This window comes from Peribacillus sp. NPDC097284 (assembly GCF_044761765.1).
In the GTDB taxonomy this organism is placed as follows: Bacteria; Bacillota; Bacilli; order Bacillales; family DSM-1321; genus Peribacillus.
The window spans coordinates 520798-536468 of sequence record NZ_JBIWCZ010000001.1 but is presented as its reverse complement, the minus strand read 5'-3'; the positions used below and the strand labels follow the sequence as shown (position 1 = coordinate 536468).

The 15671-nt window shown below is 43.3% G+C and carries 14 protein-coding genes; all 14 read left to right on the top strand.

Features of this window, described 5'->3' with window-relative positions; translation table 11 throughout:
- The first annotated feature begins 29 nt into the window (after nt 1-29).
- The 14 genes from hflK to ACIQXU_RS02665 all read left to right on the top strand — a co-directional run bounded on the left by hflK (nt 30) and on the right by ACIQXU_RS02665 (nt 15492).
- A complete protein-coding gene (gene hflK, locus ACIQXU_RS02730) occupies nt 30-1043 on the top strand; it encodes an FtsH protease activity modulator HflK (protein WP_402987366.1) in 1014 nt (337 codons plus the stop codon).
- The gene (gene hflC / locus ACIQXU_RS02725; protein WP_402986584.1) at nt 1040-1969 is read left to right on the top strand and encodes a protease modulator HflC; all 930 of its coding nucleotides are present in this window, start codon (nt 1040-1042) and stop codon (nt 1967-1969) included. The genes hflK and hflC overlap by 4 nt, the downstream gene beginning before the upstream one ends.
- A gap of 128 nt (nt 1970-2097) precedes the next feature.
- Nucleotides 2098-4725: a DNA polymerase I gene (gene polA / locus ACIQXU_RS02720; protein WP_402986582.1), complete on the top strand. Its 2628-nt coding sequence runs from the start codon at nt 2098-2100 to the stop codon at nt 4723-4725.
- Between the two features lie 19 nt (nt 4726-4744).
- A complete protein-coding gene (gene mutM / locus ACIQXU_RS02715) occupies nt 4745-5575 on the top strand; it encodes a DNA-formamidopyrimidine glycosylase (protein ID WP_402874411.1) in 831 nt (276 codons plus the stop codon).
- A gap of 77 nt (nt 5576-5652) precedes the next feature.
- Nucleotides 5653-6285, top strand: a complete 633-nt coding sequence (gene ytaF / locus ACIQXU_RS02710; protein WP_402874414.1) for a sporulation membrane protein YtaF — start codon at nt 5653-5655, stop codon at nt 6283-6285.
- A gap of 24 nt (nt 6286-6309) precedes the next feature.
- Nucleotides 6310-6909 (top strand): dephospho-CoA kinase, encoded by a 600-nt coding sequence (gene coaE / locus ACIQXU_RS02705; protein WP_402986579.1) that lies wholly within the window; start codon nt 6310-6312, stop codon nt 6907-6909.
- Between the two features lie 157 nt (nt 6910-7066).
- Nucleotides 7067-8104 carry a glyceraldehyde-3-phosphate dehydrogenase gene (locus ACIQXU_RS02700; RefSeq protein ID WP_402874420.1) on the top strand — a complete coding sequence of 346 codons (1038 nt, stop codon included), beginning with the start codon at nt 7067-7069 and terminating at the stop codon, nt 8102-8104.
- Between the two features lie 316 nt (nt 8105-8420).
- Nucleotides 8421-8801, top strand: coding sequence for an adenosylmethionine decarboxylase (gene speD / locus ACIQXU_RS02695; protein ID WP_402874640.1), 381 nt, complete (start codon nt 8421-8423; stop codon nt 8799-8801).
- A 239-nt stretch (nt 8802-9040) separates the two neighbouring features.
- Nucleotides 9041-9502 carry a transcriptional regulator NrdR gene (gene nrdR, locus ACIQXU_RS02690; protein ID WP_402874421.1) on the top strand — a complete coding sequence of 154 codons (462 nt, stop codon included), beginning with the start codon at nt 9041-9043 and terminating at the stop codon, nt 9500-9502.
- Nucleotides 9503-9560: 58 nt separating this feature from the next.
- Nucleotides 9561-10979 carry a replication initiation and membrane attachment family protein gene (locus ACIQXU_RS02685; protein ID WP_402874424.1) on the top strand — a complete coding sequence of 473 codons (1419 nt, stop codon included), beginning with the start codon at nt 9561-9563 and terminating at the stop codon, nt 10977-10979.
- Nucleotides 10966-11904 (top strand): primosomal protein DnaI, encoded by a 939-nt coding sequence (gene dnaI / locus ACIQXU_RS02680; RefSeq protein ID WP_402874427.1) that lies wholly within the window; start codon nt 10966-10968, stop codon nt 11902-11904. Before ACIQXU_RS02685 ends, dnaI begins: the two co-directional genes overlap by 14 nt.
- A 132-nt stretch (nt 11905-12036) precedes the next feature.
- Nucleotides 12037-12864, top strand: coding sequence for a sporulation protein YtxC (gene ytxC, locus ACIQXU_RS02675; protein WP_402987363.1), 828 nt, complete (start codon nt 12037-12039; stop codon nt 12862-12864).
- Between the two features lie 438 nt (nt 12865-13302).
- On the top strand, nt 13303-15234 hold the full coding sequence (thrS, locus tag ACIQXU_RS02670; RefSeq protein ID WP_402874433.1) for a threonine--tRNA ligase: 1932 nt from the start codon (nt 13303-13305) through the stop codon (nt 15232-15234).
- A gap of 81 nt (nt 15235-15315) precedes the next feature.
- On the top strand, nt 15316-15492 hold the full coding sequence (locus tag ACIQXU_RS02665; RefSeq protein WP_402874436.1) for a hypothetical protein: 177 nt from the start codon (nt 15316-15318) through the stop codon (nt 15490-15492).
- Nucleotides 15493-15671: the final 179 nt, after the last annotated feature.

The window sequence follows — 15671 nt, the reverse complement described above, 5'->3', positions numbered from 1 at the left end:
TATAACACCAAATAGAAGGGGTGATACATATCGTAAGCTTAAAAAGGATTTATACGGTAACGGGACTTGTTTTACTTATTTTAATACTTGGAGTGGTGGCCATTTCCACCTGGTATACGGTGGATGAATCAGATCAATCCGTCATTATGACGTTTGGTAAGGTGGAGGAGACGATAACAGAGCCAGGTCTTCATTTTAAATTACCTTGGCCGATTCAATCGGTCCATAAACTATCCAAGGAAACATTCAGCCTCCAATTCGGGTATAAGGAAGAAGGAGGAAAAGTGAAGGAGTATCCGAGAGAGACCAAGATGATAACTGGTGATGAGAATATTGTACTGGCTGACTTGGTGGTGCAATGGAAAATTACCGACCCTCCTAAATATCTCTTCAATTCGGATGATCCACAGAAGATTTTATATGATACGACTTCCGCGTCTTTAAGGAGCATCATCGGAAGTACGAAAATCGACGATGCCCTCACTTCCGGTAAGGCGAAAATTGAAGCGGATGTTCGTGAATTGCTGTCGGAATTGATGAAGAAATATGACGTGGGCATTTCCATCTCCGCGGTTAAATTGCAGGATGTCGAGCTGCCCAACGAAGAAGTGCGTAAAGCTTTCACGAACGTAACGGATGCCAGGGAGACGGCGAATACGAAAATCAATGAAGCCAATAAATACGAGAACAAAAGGATTAATGAAGCGGAAGGGGAGAAAGATGCCCTTATTTCAAAAGCGAACGGCGATAAAGCAGCCCGTACGGAAGCGGCCCGCGGTGATGTGGCAGTATTTGAAAAGCTATATAGTGAATATAAAGGCAATAAGGATATCACCCGGGACCGTCTGGTTATTGAGACGCTTGAACAGGTATTGCCGAATGCCGATATTTATATCATGAACGATGACGGAAATACAATGAAGTATCTACCGCTCCGCCCATTAGAAAAAGAAGAGACGAAAACGGTGCCTGTCCCTGAGGAAGAAGAAGCGAAAGCACCGGATAACGAAGAGTCGGCAGTGAAAGGGGGCACCCAGCCATGAGTGGAAAAGTGATTGATTTCAATGAGCTAAAAAAGGGCGATTTTCATTGGAGAGGTTATGTGAAAATAGGGATATTCTTCATCATCTTTATCATCCTCATGCTGATCATCTTCACTAATGTGTATATTGTCAAAGAAGGGGAATACAAAGTCGTCCGCCAATTTGGAGAAGTGGTTAGGATTGATAAAACACCAGGACTGAAAGCCAAGGTGCCATTCGTTCAAAGCGTTGTGACCTTGCCCAAGTATCAAATGAGCTCCGATGTATCCGAGGCCGAAATCAATACAAGAGATAAAAAACGGATGTTGATCGATAATTATGCGGTCTGGCGGATTGAAGACCCGAAAAAACTGATCACCAATGCGAGGACACTGGAAAACGCCGAAACTAGGATGGAAGAGTTCATCTATTCTGCGGTCCGTTCAGAGTTGGGGCAGCTGAACTATGATGAAATCATAAATGAGAAGTCATCGAGGGGAAGCTTGAACGACCGCATCACAGATAAGGTCAATGAACTGTTAGTGAAGGACAACTATGGAATCAGTCTTACTGATGTTCGTATCAAACGGACGGATTTACCTGCTGAAAATGAGGAGTCGGTCTATAAGCGGATGATATCCGAGCGGGAAAGTAAAGCGCAGGAATATCTTTCAAAAGGGGATGCGAAGAAAAACCGGACCATCGCAAACACTGACCGAAAAGTGAAGGAAATGCTTTCATCGGCGGAAGCCGATGCAGAAGTCATCCGTGCTGAAGGAGAGGGAGAGTCAGCCAAGATATATAATAAATCATTCTCCAAGGATCCTGAGTTCTATAAACTATACCGGACGCTGGAGTCTTACAAAAAAACGGTCGGTAATCAAACGGTTATCATTTTACCATCCGACTCGCCGTACGCAAGCTTGTTAATGGGAAATACTAAATAACAGCATAGCCGTTCATTTTTCTTTCCACTTCCACTCATGGTAGAATGGAAAGAGACGATGAACGGTTTTTTTGTGTGATTAATAGAAGCCGACCTACATAAAACGGGTGTGACTGGAGGAAGACAATTTTGAATAAAAAGTTAGTACTTATAGATGGAAATAGCATAGCTTACCGCGCATTTTTTGCGCTTCCGCTTTTGAATAACGACAAAGGGGTCCATACGAATTCTGTATATGGCTTCACCATGATGCTCAATCGCATTCTGGAGGAAGAAAAGCCGACCCATATACTCGTGGCCTTTGATGCCGGCAAAACGACGTTTAGACATGCGTCCTTTAAGGAATACAAGGGTGGCCGTCAGAAAACGCCACCGGAACTATCTGAACAGTTCCCCTTCATAAGGGAGCTGCTTGATTGCTTTCAAATAAAACGGTATGAACTGGAAAATTATGAAGCGGACGATATTATCGGAACGCTTTCCCTTCAGGCCGAGAAAAATGGGTTCGAGGTGAAGGTCATTTCCGGGGATAAGGATTTAACCCAATTAGCTTCGCCAAACACGACCGTCTCGATTACGAAGAAGGGCATCACTGAAATCGAGGAGTATACACCGAAGCATATCCATGAAAAATATGGCCTTTCCCCCGTGCAAATCATTGATCTTAAAGGATTGATGGGCGATGCATCCGATAATATCCCAGGCATCCCCGGTGTGGGCGAGAAAACGGCGCTTAAATTGCTGCATCAATTCGAAACGGTCGAAAACCTGCTGCAATCGATTGATGAGGTTAGCGGCCAGAAGTTAAAAGAAAAGATTGAGGAGCATAAAGACCTTGCGCTACTAAGTAAGGAGCTTGCGACAATCACACGAGAAGCTCCCATTGAAGTGGGTGTGGACGAAACGGAATATAACGGAATGGATCAGGAAAAGGTCATTGACTTTTATAAAGAGTTAGGTTTCTCGACTCTTCTGGAAAAACTGGACGTATCAGGAGGGGAACCGCTAGAACAGGAAGACATCCATGTTCAGACGGGTTCAGAATTGACAATGGATATGCTTGCCGATGAGAATGCCCTATACATTGAAATTCTTGAGGATAACTACCATCGTGCAGAAATCCTGGGTATCTCCATCAGTAATGAACATGGACATTTTTATTTCCCGGGTGAAACCGTACTGACATCTGAAGTATTCAAAACATGGGCGGAGGATGATACCAAAAAGAAAACGGTCTTTGATGCGAAGCGTACGGTTGTACTTCTGCGCCACCGTGGAATCGATATAAAAGGCATTGATTTTGATGTATTTCTAGCTTCCTATATCTTGGATCCCGGAGAGTCTGTAGATGAAGTGGCGGAAATCACGAAAACGCAAGGGCTTGTGCGGCTAGAGAGCGATGATGTCTTTTATGGAAAAGGAGCAAAGCGGAAGATACCTGGAGATACAGAACTTAGTGAGCATATTGCCAGAAAAGCGAAGGGCATTTTTGCATTGAAAGACCCGATGATCGAAAAGTTGCGTGAGTTCGAACAATACGATTTGTTAACGGACCTTGAGCTGCCATTGTCCATCATCCTAGCAAATATGGAGTGGCAGGGCGTAAAGGTGGACATCGGAAGGCTGAAAAAGATGGGACAGGAATTGGCTGTCCGCTTAAGAAGCATTGAGGAACGAATTTTCGATTTAGCCGGGGAGGCATTCAATATCAATTCCCCGAAACAGCTCGGGGTGATCTTATTTGAAAAATTGGAGCTCCCCGTGTACAAAAAGACAAAAACGGGCTACTCCACGTCAGCGGATGTACTGGAAAAACTGGAAAGCCAGCATGATATCGTAAAGGAAATCCTGTTGTACCGGCAATTGGGCAAGTTGCAATCGACTTATATCGAGGGCTTGCTCAAAGTGGTGAACCAGGAAACGGATAAGGTGCATACCCGATTCAATCAGGCGTTGACCCAAACGGGCCGCCTTAGTTCAACGGACCCTAACTTGCAAAATATCCCGATTCGTCTAGAGGAAGGTCGGAAAATCAGACAGGCGTTCATTCCTTCCGAAAAGGATTGGATTATCTTCGCAGCCGACTATTCGCAAATCGAGCTCCGCGTATTGGCGCATATCGCCAATGACAGTGGATTGGTTGAAGCGTTCAGGGCCGGGATGGATATTCATACAAGGACGGCAATGGATGTATTCCATGTGCCTTCCGAGGAAGTCACATCAAATATGCGTAGACACGCTAAAGCCGTAAACTTCGGAATCGTTTATGGAATAAGTGACTATGGACTTTCTCAAAGTCTTGGGATAACACGTAAGGAAGCTGGGGAGTTCATCGAGAGGTACTTCAAAAGCTTCCCTGGTGTGCAGGATTATATGGAAGAAAGCATTCATGAAGCACGTAAGAATGGATACAGTACAACATTACTGCAAAGAAGGCGCTACATTCCCGAAATCACGAGCCGTAATTTCAATATCAGAAGTTTTGCTGAAAGGACAGCGATGAATACCCCAATTCAGGGAAGTGCCGCAGATGTCATTAAACTAGCGATGATCAATATGAACGAACGCCTGAAAAAAGAAGGGCTTAAAACGAGGATGCTTCTGCAGGTTCATGATGAATTGATTTTCGAAACACCACCGGAGGAGCTCGAGATCCTGATGAAAATCGTACCGGAAGAAATGGAAAATGCGATTGAATTGAACGTTCCACTCAAAGTGGATTATGCATATGGACCAACATGGTTCGATGCTAAATAAATGAAGATAGGTGATTATAATGCCAGAACTTCCTGAAGTGGAAACCGTCAGAAGAACATTGGAACAGCTTGTTTTAGGAAAGGAAATCCTGGAGGTTTCCGTCTTCTGGCCCAAAATCATAAAGGCACCTGAGCCAGTTGAACAGTTTCAAGATGCATTAAGGGGTCAGACGATCCACAGCATTGGCCGTCGGGGCAAGTTCCTCATTTTCAACATGGACGACTATGCGATGGTCTCCCATTTAAGGATGGAAGGGAAATACGGGGTCCATTCGAAAGAGGAACCTTACGATAAGCATACCCATGTCATCTTCACCTTCACGGATGGCAGTGAGCTTAGGTATCGGGATGTCCGCAAATTCGGAACGATGCATTTATTTCGTAAAGGAGAAGAAATGGTGCAAATGCCTCTGTTGCATTTAGGTCCTGAACCACTATCGGAAGAGTTCACCGTCGAGGGACTTCGTGCAAAACTTGCGAAAACGAGCAGGAAGATCAAACCTGTTCTACTCGACCAAACCGTCGTGGTCGGGATCGGTAATATATATGTGGACGAATCCTTATTCCGTTCAGGCATTCATCCGGAACGAGTGGCTTCCACCCTCACACTGGAAGAAATTCAAAAACTGCATGCCGAAATCATCGCCACTTTGAGCGAAGCGGTGGAAAAAGGCGGGAGCACGATACGTTCATACGTCAACTCACAAGGTCAAATCGGCATGTTTCAGTTGGAACTGAATGTATACGGACGCAAAGGGGAAAACTGCAAAATTTGCGGTACCCCGCTAGAAAAGCTAGTCGTCGCAGGACGGGGCACACATATATGCCCGACTTGCCAGCCGAATAAGTAATAATTCGAGAAAACACATCGGATGGGCTCTTTCCATATACTGGGGTAGCAACTAGATGGGAAGGAGCATTCATTCCGATGTGGCTACAAATTATTTTTCTTGCTTTTGCAGTAAGTATTGACGGTTTCGGTGTGGGCATGACGTTCGGTATGCGCAAGGTGAAAATACCCTTGAAATCCATTGCTGTCGTATCGGTCTGTTCGGCAATGAGCTTGGGTATTGCGATGGTCATCGGTGAATTCATCAGTCAGCTTATCTCTGTCGGGGCCGCAGAAAAAACAGGGGGCATTATCCTCGTACTTTTGGGGTCGTGGATGGTGTACCAATATTTTAGGCCCGAGAAGGAAACGAATGATGAGCGATATCACGAAAAAATCATCTTCAATTTTGAAATTAAATCACTTGGAGTGGCTATCAATATCTTACAAAAACCAATGAATGCCGATTTCGATAGATCAGGGACGATTACCGGTATCGAGGCGCTTGTACTGGGCTTTGCGTTATCGCTAGATGCCTTCGGTGCCGGAGTGGGAGCTGCCATGATGGGGATTTCCCCAATCATTCTTGCACTTTGCATTGCCGTGATGAGCTTCATCTTTATCGGGAGCGGACTTCAATCCGGTAAATTGCTTTCCAATAATAAAATCGTGCAGCATCTGACCTTTCTTCCGGGGGTATTACTGATTTTAATCGGATTATTCAAGTTATAAAGAATGGAGAAAAGGGGGGAGCTTATGGGACAAATCATCGGAATCACTGGTGGAATTGCCAGTGGGAAAAGTAGTGTCAGTCAGTATTTAAGAGAATTGGGTTTCGTGATAGTGGATGCGGATGTGGCTTCCCGTGCAGTCGTGGAACCTGGGGAAGAGGCCTACCTACAAGTGGTGAAGGCTTTTGGGGAAGATCTTTTATTATCTGATGGAAGGATCGACCGGGCAAAGTTAGGCTCGATCATATTTCACGATCAAGAAAAAAGATTGCTTTTAAATCGTATCGTACATCCTGCCGTGAGAAATTGGATGCGCCAAGAAACGGAAAAGGCCCTTGCTGCTGGAGCGGAAACGGTATTCATGGACATTCCACTCCTATTCGAAAGCAAGCTGACGTTCATGGTGGAAAGGACACTTTTGGTATACGTGGATGAATCGGTTCAACTAGAGCGATTAATGAACCGGAATGCGTTGACGGAAACCGACGCTTTAGCGAGAATCCATTCGCAAATGCCCTTGAAAGATAAAAAGGAACTAGCGGATGCCATCGTCGATAATAATGGCGATATAGAAGAAACCAAAAAGCAGGTTGTTGAAATACTTAAGAAATGGGAGATCCTATAGAGTGGAAAAGGAAGGGACTTTAACGGTTTCTTCCTTTTTGTTTTGAAAAAGGAAGAAATCCGCTTTTTTATTAACACATTCCAAGAGTAATGTGTTATACTAATTACATATGAAGGGTATTAAGTATAACATTAATATATTCAGGAGGGTCCGATAAATGAATTCAAGAATAGCGATTAACGGATTTGGAAGAATTGGAAGAATGGTTTTCCGTAAGGCAATAGTAGATGAGAGTCTGGACATCGTTGCCATTAATGCAAGCTATCCCGCTGAAACGTTAGCCCATTTATTGAAGTATGATACAATTCATGGGAAGTTTGACGGCATAATCATTGCCGAAAATGATTCTCTTGTAGTGAATGGACGACGTGTACAACTGATAAATAATCGCGATCCAAAGTTATTGCCTTGGAAAGAGATGGATATAGATATTGTAATCGAAGCTACGGGTAAATTCAATGAGCGTTCTAAAGCCGCCATGCACTTAGAAGCAGGGGCAAAAAGGGTCATCCTTTCCGCGCCGGGTAAAAATGAAGACGTTACCATTGTGATGGGCGTAAATCAGGAAGCGTTAGAAATTGACAAGCATTTCGTCATTTCGAACGCGTCGTGTACGACTAATTGCCTTGGACCGGTTGCCAAAGTACTTGATCAAAAGTTCGGCATAGACAATGGTTTGATGACAACCATCCATTCTTATACGAATGACCAAAATAACATCGATAACCCGCACAAGGATTTAAGGCGTGCTCGTGCGGCTGCAGAAAGCATCATCCCTACGACTACAGGGGCGGCTAAAGCTCTTTCATTGGTGTTGCCTCAATTGAAGGGCAAACTTCATGGTATGGCCATACGTGTACCGACTCCGAACGTCTCTTTAGTCGACCTTGTTGTGGATTTAAACCGTGATGTTACGATCGATGAAGTGAATCAGGCTTTCATAGATGCCTCAGAAAATGAGCTTAAAGGAATTATGGAATATACAACAGAACCGCTTGTTTCAAGTGATTTCAAGACCAATCCGCATTCTGCCATCATCGATGGTCTGTCGACGATGATGATTGGTGATAGAAAAGTGAAAATTCTGGCTTGGTACGATAACGAGTGGGGTTACTCCAATCGAGTAGTTGATCTTGTAAAATTGGTGGCTTCGGAGTTGACAAAGGCTTCTGAAGTTCAAATGTCAGTTAAATAAGAGTAAGGGCCCGTTATATGTTTAACGGGCTATTTTTATGGATACGTTTAGGAAAGTTACGGAACCTTGGGTATTAATTCCTTGGTCCTGTCAGATTAACAATTAATGATTAAATTTCCAAAAATGCAAAATGCAGTTGCAAAAGAAATCCATACATTATATACTATGAATCGTGAACTTCCTAAAAAGGGAGTTTGCGTAATGGCTACTTAAAGGGTTAGGACCTCTTTGGACTAACTTTCCCCCGTGGTAGTTGTTAAGGATTCAGAATTTTTAATTATGTAAGGGGGAACAGAATATGGAAACAGCTTACACGATGGAAACGATGGGAAGACATGTCATTTCTGAACTTTGGGGTTGTGACTTTGAAAAACTGAACAATATTGATTTAATTGAGAGAATCTTCGTCGATGCTGCACTGAAATCGGGTGCTGAGGTTCGCGAGGTGGCATTCCATAAATTTGCTCCACAAGGAGTGAGCGGGGTCGTCATTATCTCTGAATCACATCTGACCATTCATAGCTTTCCGGAACATGGATATGCCAGCATTGATGTTTATACATGCGGCAACTTAGATCCTAATATTGCAGCCGATTATATCGCGGAGGCTTTGAATGCACAAACGCGCGAGAATATTGAACTTCCACGTGGACTTGGTCCCGTGCAAATGAAAAAAACTAAAATGGGTGCTTTATAATAAACGGGTTAACAAGAGATGCTATATATGCATCTCTTTTTTGATGCCATGAAATGGCCATTCTTCACTCATGGAAAAGCTCCATTAACAGGCATTTACATAGTAAGTACACACATCCTTTACTTGAAGTTTCACTTTTTACTTGTACTGGTTGTCCCTTTTATATAAGATTAAGATAAAATAGTATTCCTTAGGGAAGTTTGATTAGGAGTATCACTTAAAATACGGAGCTGGTAATGATGAAATGTCCATCATGTCAATATAACGGAACGAGAGTGCTCGATTCCAGGCCTGTCGATGAAAGTAAATCGATTCGACGACGCCGGGAATGCGAGGCATGCGGGTTTCGATTCACTACTTTTGAAAAGGTCGAGGAGACGCCGTTGATCGTCGTGAAAAAGGGCGGGACTCGGGAAGAGTTTAGCCGTGATAAAATCCTGCGTGGACTAATCAGGGCTTGTGAAAAGCGTCCGGTTCCATTGAAGGAACTAGAACAAATCACGAGTTATGTAGAAAAGGAATTGCGCAATCAGGGTATTTCGGAAGTGAAAAGTGACAGTGTCGGTGAAATGGTGATGGACCAACTGGCTGAAGTTGATGAAGTGGCCTATGTGAGATTTGCCTCCGTATACCGACAATTTAAAGATATTAATGTATTTATCGATGAACTGAAAGATTTAATAAATAAAGAAAGAAAGTAGAGCTGAAGATTTACTTTGGCTCTTTTTTCACTATATCTTTTGAAAGGTTTGAATGAAGATGTCAATGCATTGGCAGGAACTGCTCCCCGCGGATTCGTACATGGTGTCCTCTGCGGGGCTGCTTCATGATTATGATCGGAAAATACTGACACGGCTGTACCAACCTCTTATTGGACCGATCTGTATTAGCCTATACATGACGTTATGGAGCGAATTGGAGGAGAACCGGCTTTGGTCGGAGGCTTCCTCCCATTATCAATTGATGAATACCATGGGCCTGAAATTAGGCGATATATATGAAGCACGTCTTTTACTTGAAGGAATCGGATTGCTGAATGTGTACAAGAAATCGAAAGGGGATACGAAGGAATTCATCTATGAATTGAATCCGCCCCTATCCCCGCAGCAGTTTTTCACGGATGGCATGCTGAATATCTATTTATATAAAAAAATAGGAAAAGTCCAATTCAACCGGCTGAAGAGATTCTTTTGTGTGGACACGATTGCAACGGACCAGTTTGAATATGTGACGAAATCCTTTGCAGAGGTTTTTTCATCAGATCATCTAGATTCCCTCTATGTTACGGATGAAGCCAAAAACGAATGGAACCCATTGCCTAAACAGCAATTTATCGATCAATCTGACGGTGTCGAGCCTTCGGGGTTCGATGGCTTGTTTGATTTTGATCTTTTGTTCGCTGGGATGAAGAGCTCGATTGTACCCAAGAAGGCCTTTACGCCTAAGATTAGAAATACCATCGCCAAACTAGCTTTTTTATATGGCATCAATCCGCTTGAAATGCAAAAACTAGTAATGGATGCCGTAACGCTGGACGATGAGATCGATGAAGAGCTGCTTCGGAAAGCGGCAAGGGACTGGTACCAGATTGAACGCCAGGCCGACATGCCTTCCTTGATCAATCGTGTACAGCCTATACGGGAACGGACGCAAAAGGATGAACCGAAAACACAGGAGCAAGAGCTTATTCGCCATTTGGAGACTACTTCCCCGCGTGATCGGCTCATGCAATTATCCGGAGGAGCGGAACCGACCAGTGGTGATTTAAAAGTGGTGGAAGGTGTAATGATCAATCAGAAGCTGAATCCTGGAGTCGTGAATGTTTTAATCGAATACGTTATGCTTAAGACAGACATGAAATTCACAAAGGGATATGTGGAAAAACTGGCAGGTCATTGGGCACGATTGAAGGTTTCCACAGTCATAGAAGCGATGGAACTGGCTAAAAATGAACACCGGAAATACCAAGAGTGGGCACAAGGAAGCAAGAACGTTGCCAAAGGCGGCCGGAAAAAATCGATCAGAGAAGAAGTGGTTCCGGACTGGCTTGAACAGGACGAGGAGAAACAGCCTGAACAGAAAGCGGAACAGCCTGAACTGAGTGAACAAAAACGTGAGCTTCAAGAGAAGTGGAAGCAGTGGAAAGCTGGAGGTGAAATAAACGATGGAAAAGATTAATAGATCGCTTAATAAACTGGCCAATACGGGTGATTTCCAGAAACGCTATGAACAGTTGAAGCAGGAAATCTTTGAAAATGAACAGGTGCGTCTTTTTCTGAATGCCAATAGCTCAACGGTCACAGAGGAAATGATTGATAAGAATTTAGGTAAGCTTTACGAATTCATTTCTCAGAGCAACAAGTGTGATAGATGTCCAAGCCTGGATGGGTGCATCAATATGATGCATGGGTATTATCCAAAGCTCGTTGTTCAAGGGAAGGCCCTTAATTTGAATTATGAAATCTGTCCGAGGAAATTGGCAGAGGATGAGAAGCGGAAACGGGAGAGGCTCATTCGCAGTCTATATGTTCCCAAGGATATATTGAAGGCAACGATTGAAGACTTTTCACAAACGGACGATGAAAATAAACGGTTAGGCGTCCTAGGAAAAGCGATATCGTTCATCATGGAATATGAGCCTGGCAAACGTCAAAAGGGATTGTATATATACGGAAAGTTTGGCGTTGGTAAGACGTATTTATTGGGTGCGATCGCCAATGAACTTGCGCAAAGGCAAATCTCTTCGATGATCGTCTATGTTCCTGATTATTTACGGGAACTGAAAGGTTCAATCGGTGATAATACCGTCAACGAGAAAATAGAGATGGTCAAAACGGCGCCTGTCCTGATGCTTGATGATATTGGGGCAGAATCGATGACAAGCTGGGGACGGGATGAAGTCATAGGGCCCATCCTCCAATTTAGAATGCTTGAAAATTTACCGACGTTTTTCACTTCCAATTTTGATATGAAGGGTCTGGAGAATCACTTGACTTATTCCCAACGCGGTGAGAAAGAAGAAGTGAAAGCGGCAAGGGTATTGGAGAGGATTCAATATTTAGCGGAACCTGTAAAGCTTGATGGTATCAATCGCAGAAGGTAAAGGAAGGTGGTCTCTACAAAGAGGCTGCTTTTTTTTGCCCTTTCACACCATCTTACTTCTAAATAAGCCCCTATTCCCATATACATGAAAAAAGTAAAGCAAGGGGGAAGGGGGGATGTCGTAGTGCAAATTATGTTCCAAAATGATTCGGAAGCTTTAAAACTGATGAATTTCGTTTCTGTCCATCCTTTGGGGACAGAAGTTCAACCATATATTGAATTTTCCCCACAACAAGGTCTCGTTATCGATATGTCCAAACTAAAAACCGATAAATGGCTGACACTGCTCAGTGAAACATTTCATTCCTTTTTACTTGAAGAAAAAACGCTTCCTGTTCTTAAACAAATCATCATCGGCAAATTTTTCTATCGAGAACAAGAAGAAATCGATGCCATCATCGAGATAGCTTCTTCCATCATTGAAGCGGAAAACACCGAATGTGGAGGCAGTTTATTCAGTAGGGAAAAGCAATTGATCGAAGAAGGCCTTCAGAGTATATTGGCGGGAAAGGTGTCTTTTTCATTCGATTCGTTCACTACCTTTCGGTTAAGGTCTTTTCAGCATGCGTTGGAAAAGTATGCAGTTCGGGCCATCGATGAATATAAGCTCGAGCAGGATTACCAAAATTTCATTGCGATGCTCAGGGATTGCCTGCATGAACAGGAATCGAAGGTACCAAGGCTTCACCTTGTCAATCATGACGGGTTTCAATTCTATGATCATGAGCTTGGCAGGATGGATCGCCGAAAACTGACAAGCATGATTGACAGGAAGTTGCTGGCCGATATTTCATTCTTTCTTGATACGGTCCTTTGGGCACCACTCTTATCCATCGCACCGGCTAGCTTATATATTTATACGGATAATAAGGAGGAAGGCCTGATTCAAACGATGACACGAATCTTCGAGGAAAGGGCGACCGTCCTGCCGCTTTCAGCCTTTAAGCAGGCCACTGAATGATTATCTTGGGGATTTTGGGTAAAACCTAATTTTAACCTTGATTTTCAATGCATAACGAATTATAATTTCCTACATACTATTAAAAACAAAAAGTTATGATGAGGACACGGGTATTCTAGTCGCCAATTTACAGAGAGGGAAGCCAGCAGGCTGTAAGCTTCCTATTAGCATAGAACACTTACCACCTTTAAACTTCGGTTCGGAAAGCAATTTTTTTGCGACTATGAGCTGACGGGAAGCTGCCGTTATCTAGTTACAAGTGTCACTTTGCCGTGAAAAGCAGAGTGGAACGAGGGTGGAACCGCGGGTTAATTTAATTACTAAGCTCGTCCCTGTTTTATACAGGGGCGGGCTTTTTTGTGTTTTAATCCGCGCAATTGCTTGGTATCCCCCTGAAACTTGAAACGGATGGTAACTAAAAGAAGGAGTGAAGCTACAATGTCAGAACAACTGAAAATATCTTTTCCTGATGGAGCGGTGAAGGAGTTTGCTAAAGGCACAACAACTGAAGACATCGCAGCATCCATCAGCCCAGGACTAAGAAAAAAATCCATTGCAGGTAAATTCAATGGTGAACTATATGATTTGAAACGTCCAATTGAAGAAGACGGTACCATTGAAATCGTTACACAAGATGCTGCGGAAGCACTTGAAGTTCTTCGCCACAGTACCGCCCATTTAATGGCACAAGCCATCAAACGTCTCTATAAAAACGCTAAATTCGGTGTCGGTCCAGTCATCGAAGGCGGTTTTTATTACGATATCGATCTTGAGGAATCATTGACTCCTGATGACCTTTCAGCGATTGAAAAAGAAATGAAGAAAATCGTCAATGAAAACCTGGAAATCTCACGTATTGAAGTAACCCGTGATGAAGCCATTTCCCGTTTTAAAGAGATTGGCGACGAATATAAATTGGAATTGATCGATGCGATTCCAGCTGAACAGCAAGTAACGATTTATGAACAAGGTGAGTTTTTTGACCTTTGCCGGGGAATTCATGTACCTTCCACTGGAAAGATCAAAGAATTCAAGCTGTTAAGCATTGCAGGGGCCTATTGGAGAGGCGATAGCAAGAACAAAATGTTGCAACGTATTTATGGTACGGCTTTCTTCAAAAAAGAAGACCTGGCTGACCACCTACGTTTCTTAGAGGAAGCAAAAGAGCGTGATCACCGTAAAATCGGTAAAGAATTGGATCTGTTCATGACTTCACAAAAAGTCGGCCAAGGGCTGCCTATGTGGCTGCCAAAGGGTGCAACAATCCGCCGTACGATTGAGCGTTATATTGTGGACAAGGAAGAGCGCCTGGGATATGACCACGTATACACACCTGTTATGGGTAGTGTCGACCTTTACAAAACATCTGGACATTGGGACCACTATCAAGACGGAATGTTCCCAGCGATGGACATGGATAATGAACAGCTTGTTCTTCGTCCGATGAACTGCCCACATCATATGATGGTGTATAAAAACAGCATCCATAGCTACCGGGAACTTCCAATCAGGATTGCTGAACTTGGCATGATGCACCGCTATGAAATGTCAGGCGCATTGTCAGGATTGCAGCGCGTACGTGGAATGACATTGAATGATGCTCATATTTTCGTCCGTCCGGATCAAATCAAAGACGAATTAAAACGTGTCGTGAACCTGATTTTAGAAGTCTATAAGGATTTCGATATCAAGGATTATTCATTCCGTTTATCTTACCGCGATCCAAACAATACTGAGAAATACTTCGACGATGATGCAATGTGGGAAAAAGCGCAAAGCATGTTAAAAGGCGCGATGGACGAGCTTGGCCTTGATTACTTCGAAGCGGAAGACGAAGCGGCATTTTACGGTCCGAAACTGGACGTCCAAGTGCGGACGGCTTTAGGAAAAGACGAAACATTATCGACTGTTCAGCTTGATTTCTTGCTTCCTGAACGTTTTGACTTAAACTATGTCGGTGAAGATGGTAAACATCACCGTCCGGTCGTTATCCACCGTGGCGTAGTTTCTACCATGGAACGCTTTGTCGCTTACTTGATCGAAGAATACAAAGGGGCTTTCCCAACTTGGTTATCCCCAATCCAAGCACAAGTGATTCCAGTCTCACCTGAAGTGCATCTTGAATATGCAAAAGAAATCCAAGATAAACTGAAGGCAGCAGGCATCCGTGTTAATTTGGACACTCGTGATGAGAAAATCGGGTACAAAATCCGTGAAGCACAAATGCAAAAAATCCCTTACATGCTTGTCGTTGGTGATAATGAAGTAAACGAAGGCAGTGTGAACGTCCGTAAATACGGCGAACAAAAATCCGAAACGGTATCTTTCGAAGACTTCGTTTCAGCCATTAAAGCAGAAGTGAGTCGTTAACAAAAAAAGGGAGGCACATATTGTTGTGTCTCCCTTTTAATTAAGGCATGATAAAGACAACGAAGAATAAGGAGTGACATCATGAAAAAGAAATTTTCCTATTTATTTGCACCGGCTTTTTTGTTAGTCATCGTTTTATTGATGTTGGATGATTACCGACAATATGCCATTTTCCCAGTCCTGCTGTTTTGGATCGCTCTATTTTCGTGGGATTCGATTGAGAAAAAGAAAAAGGCAAAAGAAAATCCTAACAGGTGATGATCATGCAGGAAATGGAGTGACAGGCTATGGTAGGCCTGAGCATCGGTGAATCAAAAGATGGGTTTATGAATTCGAGGATGTAGTGAAGCACTCCCATTTTGACGTGGTCGTATGATGGTGAATGTTATTTATTCAAAATACTTTAGGAAAATGTATTGTCAAATCTCCTAATGTTT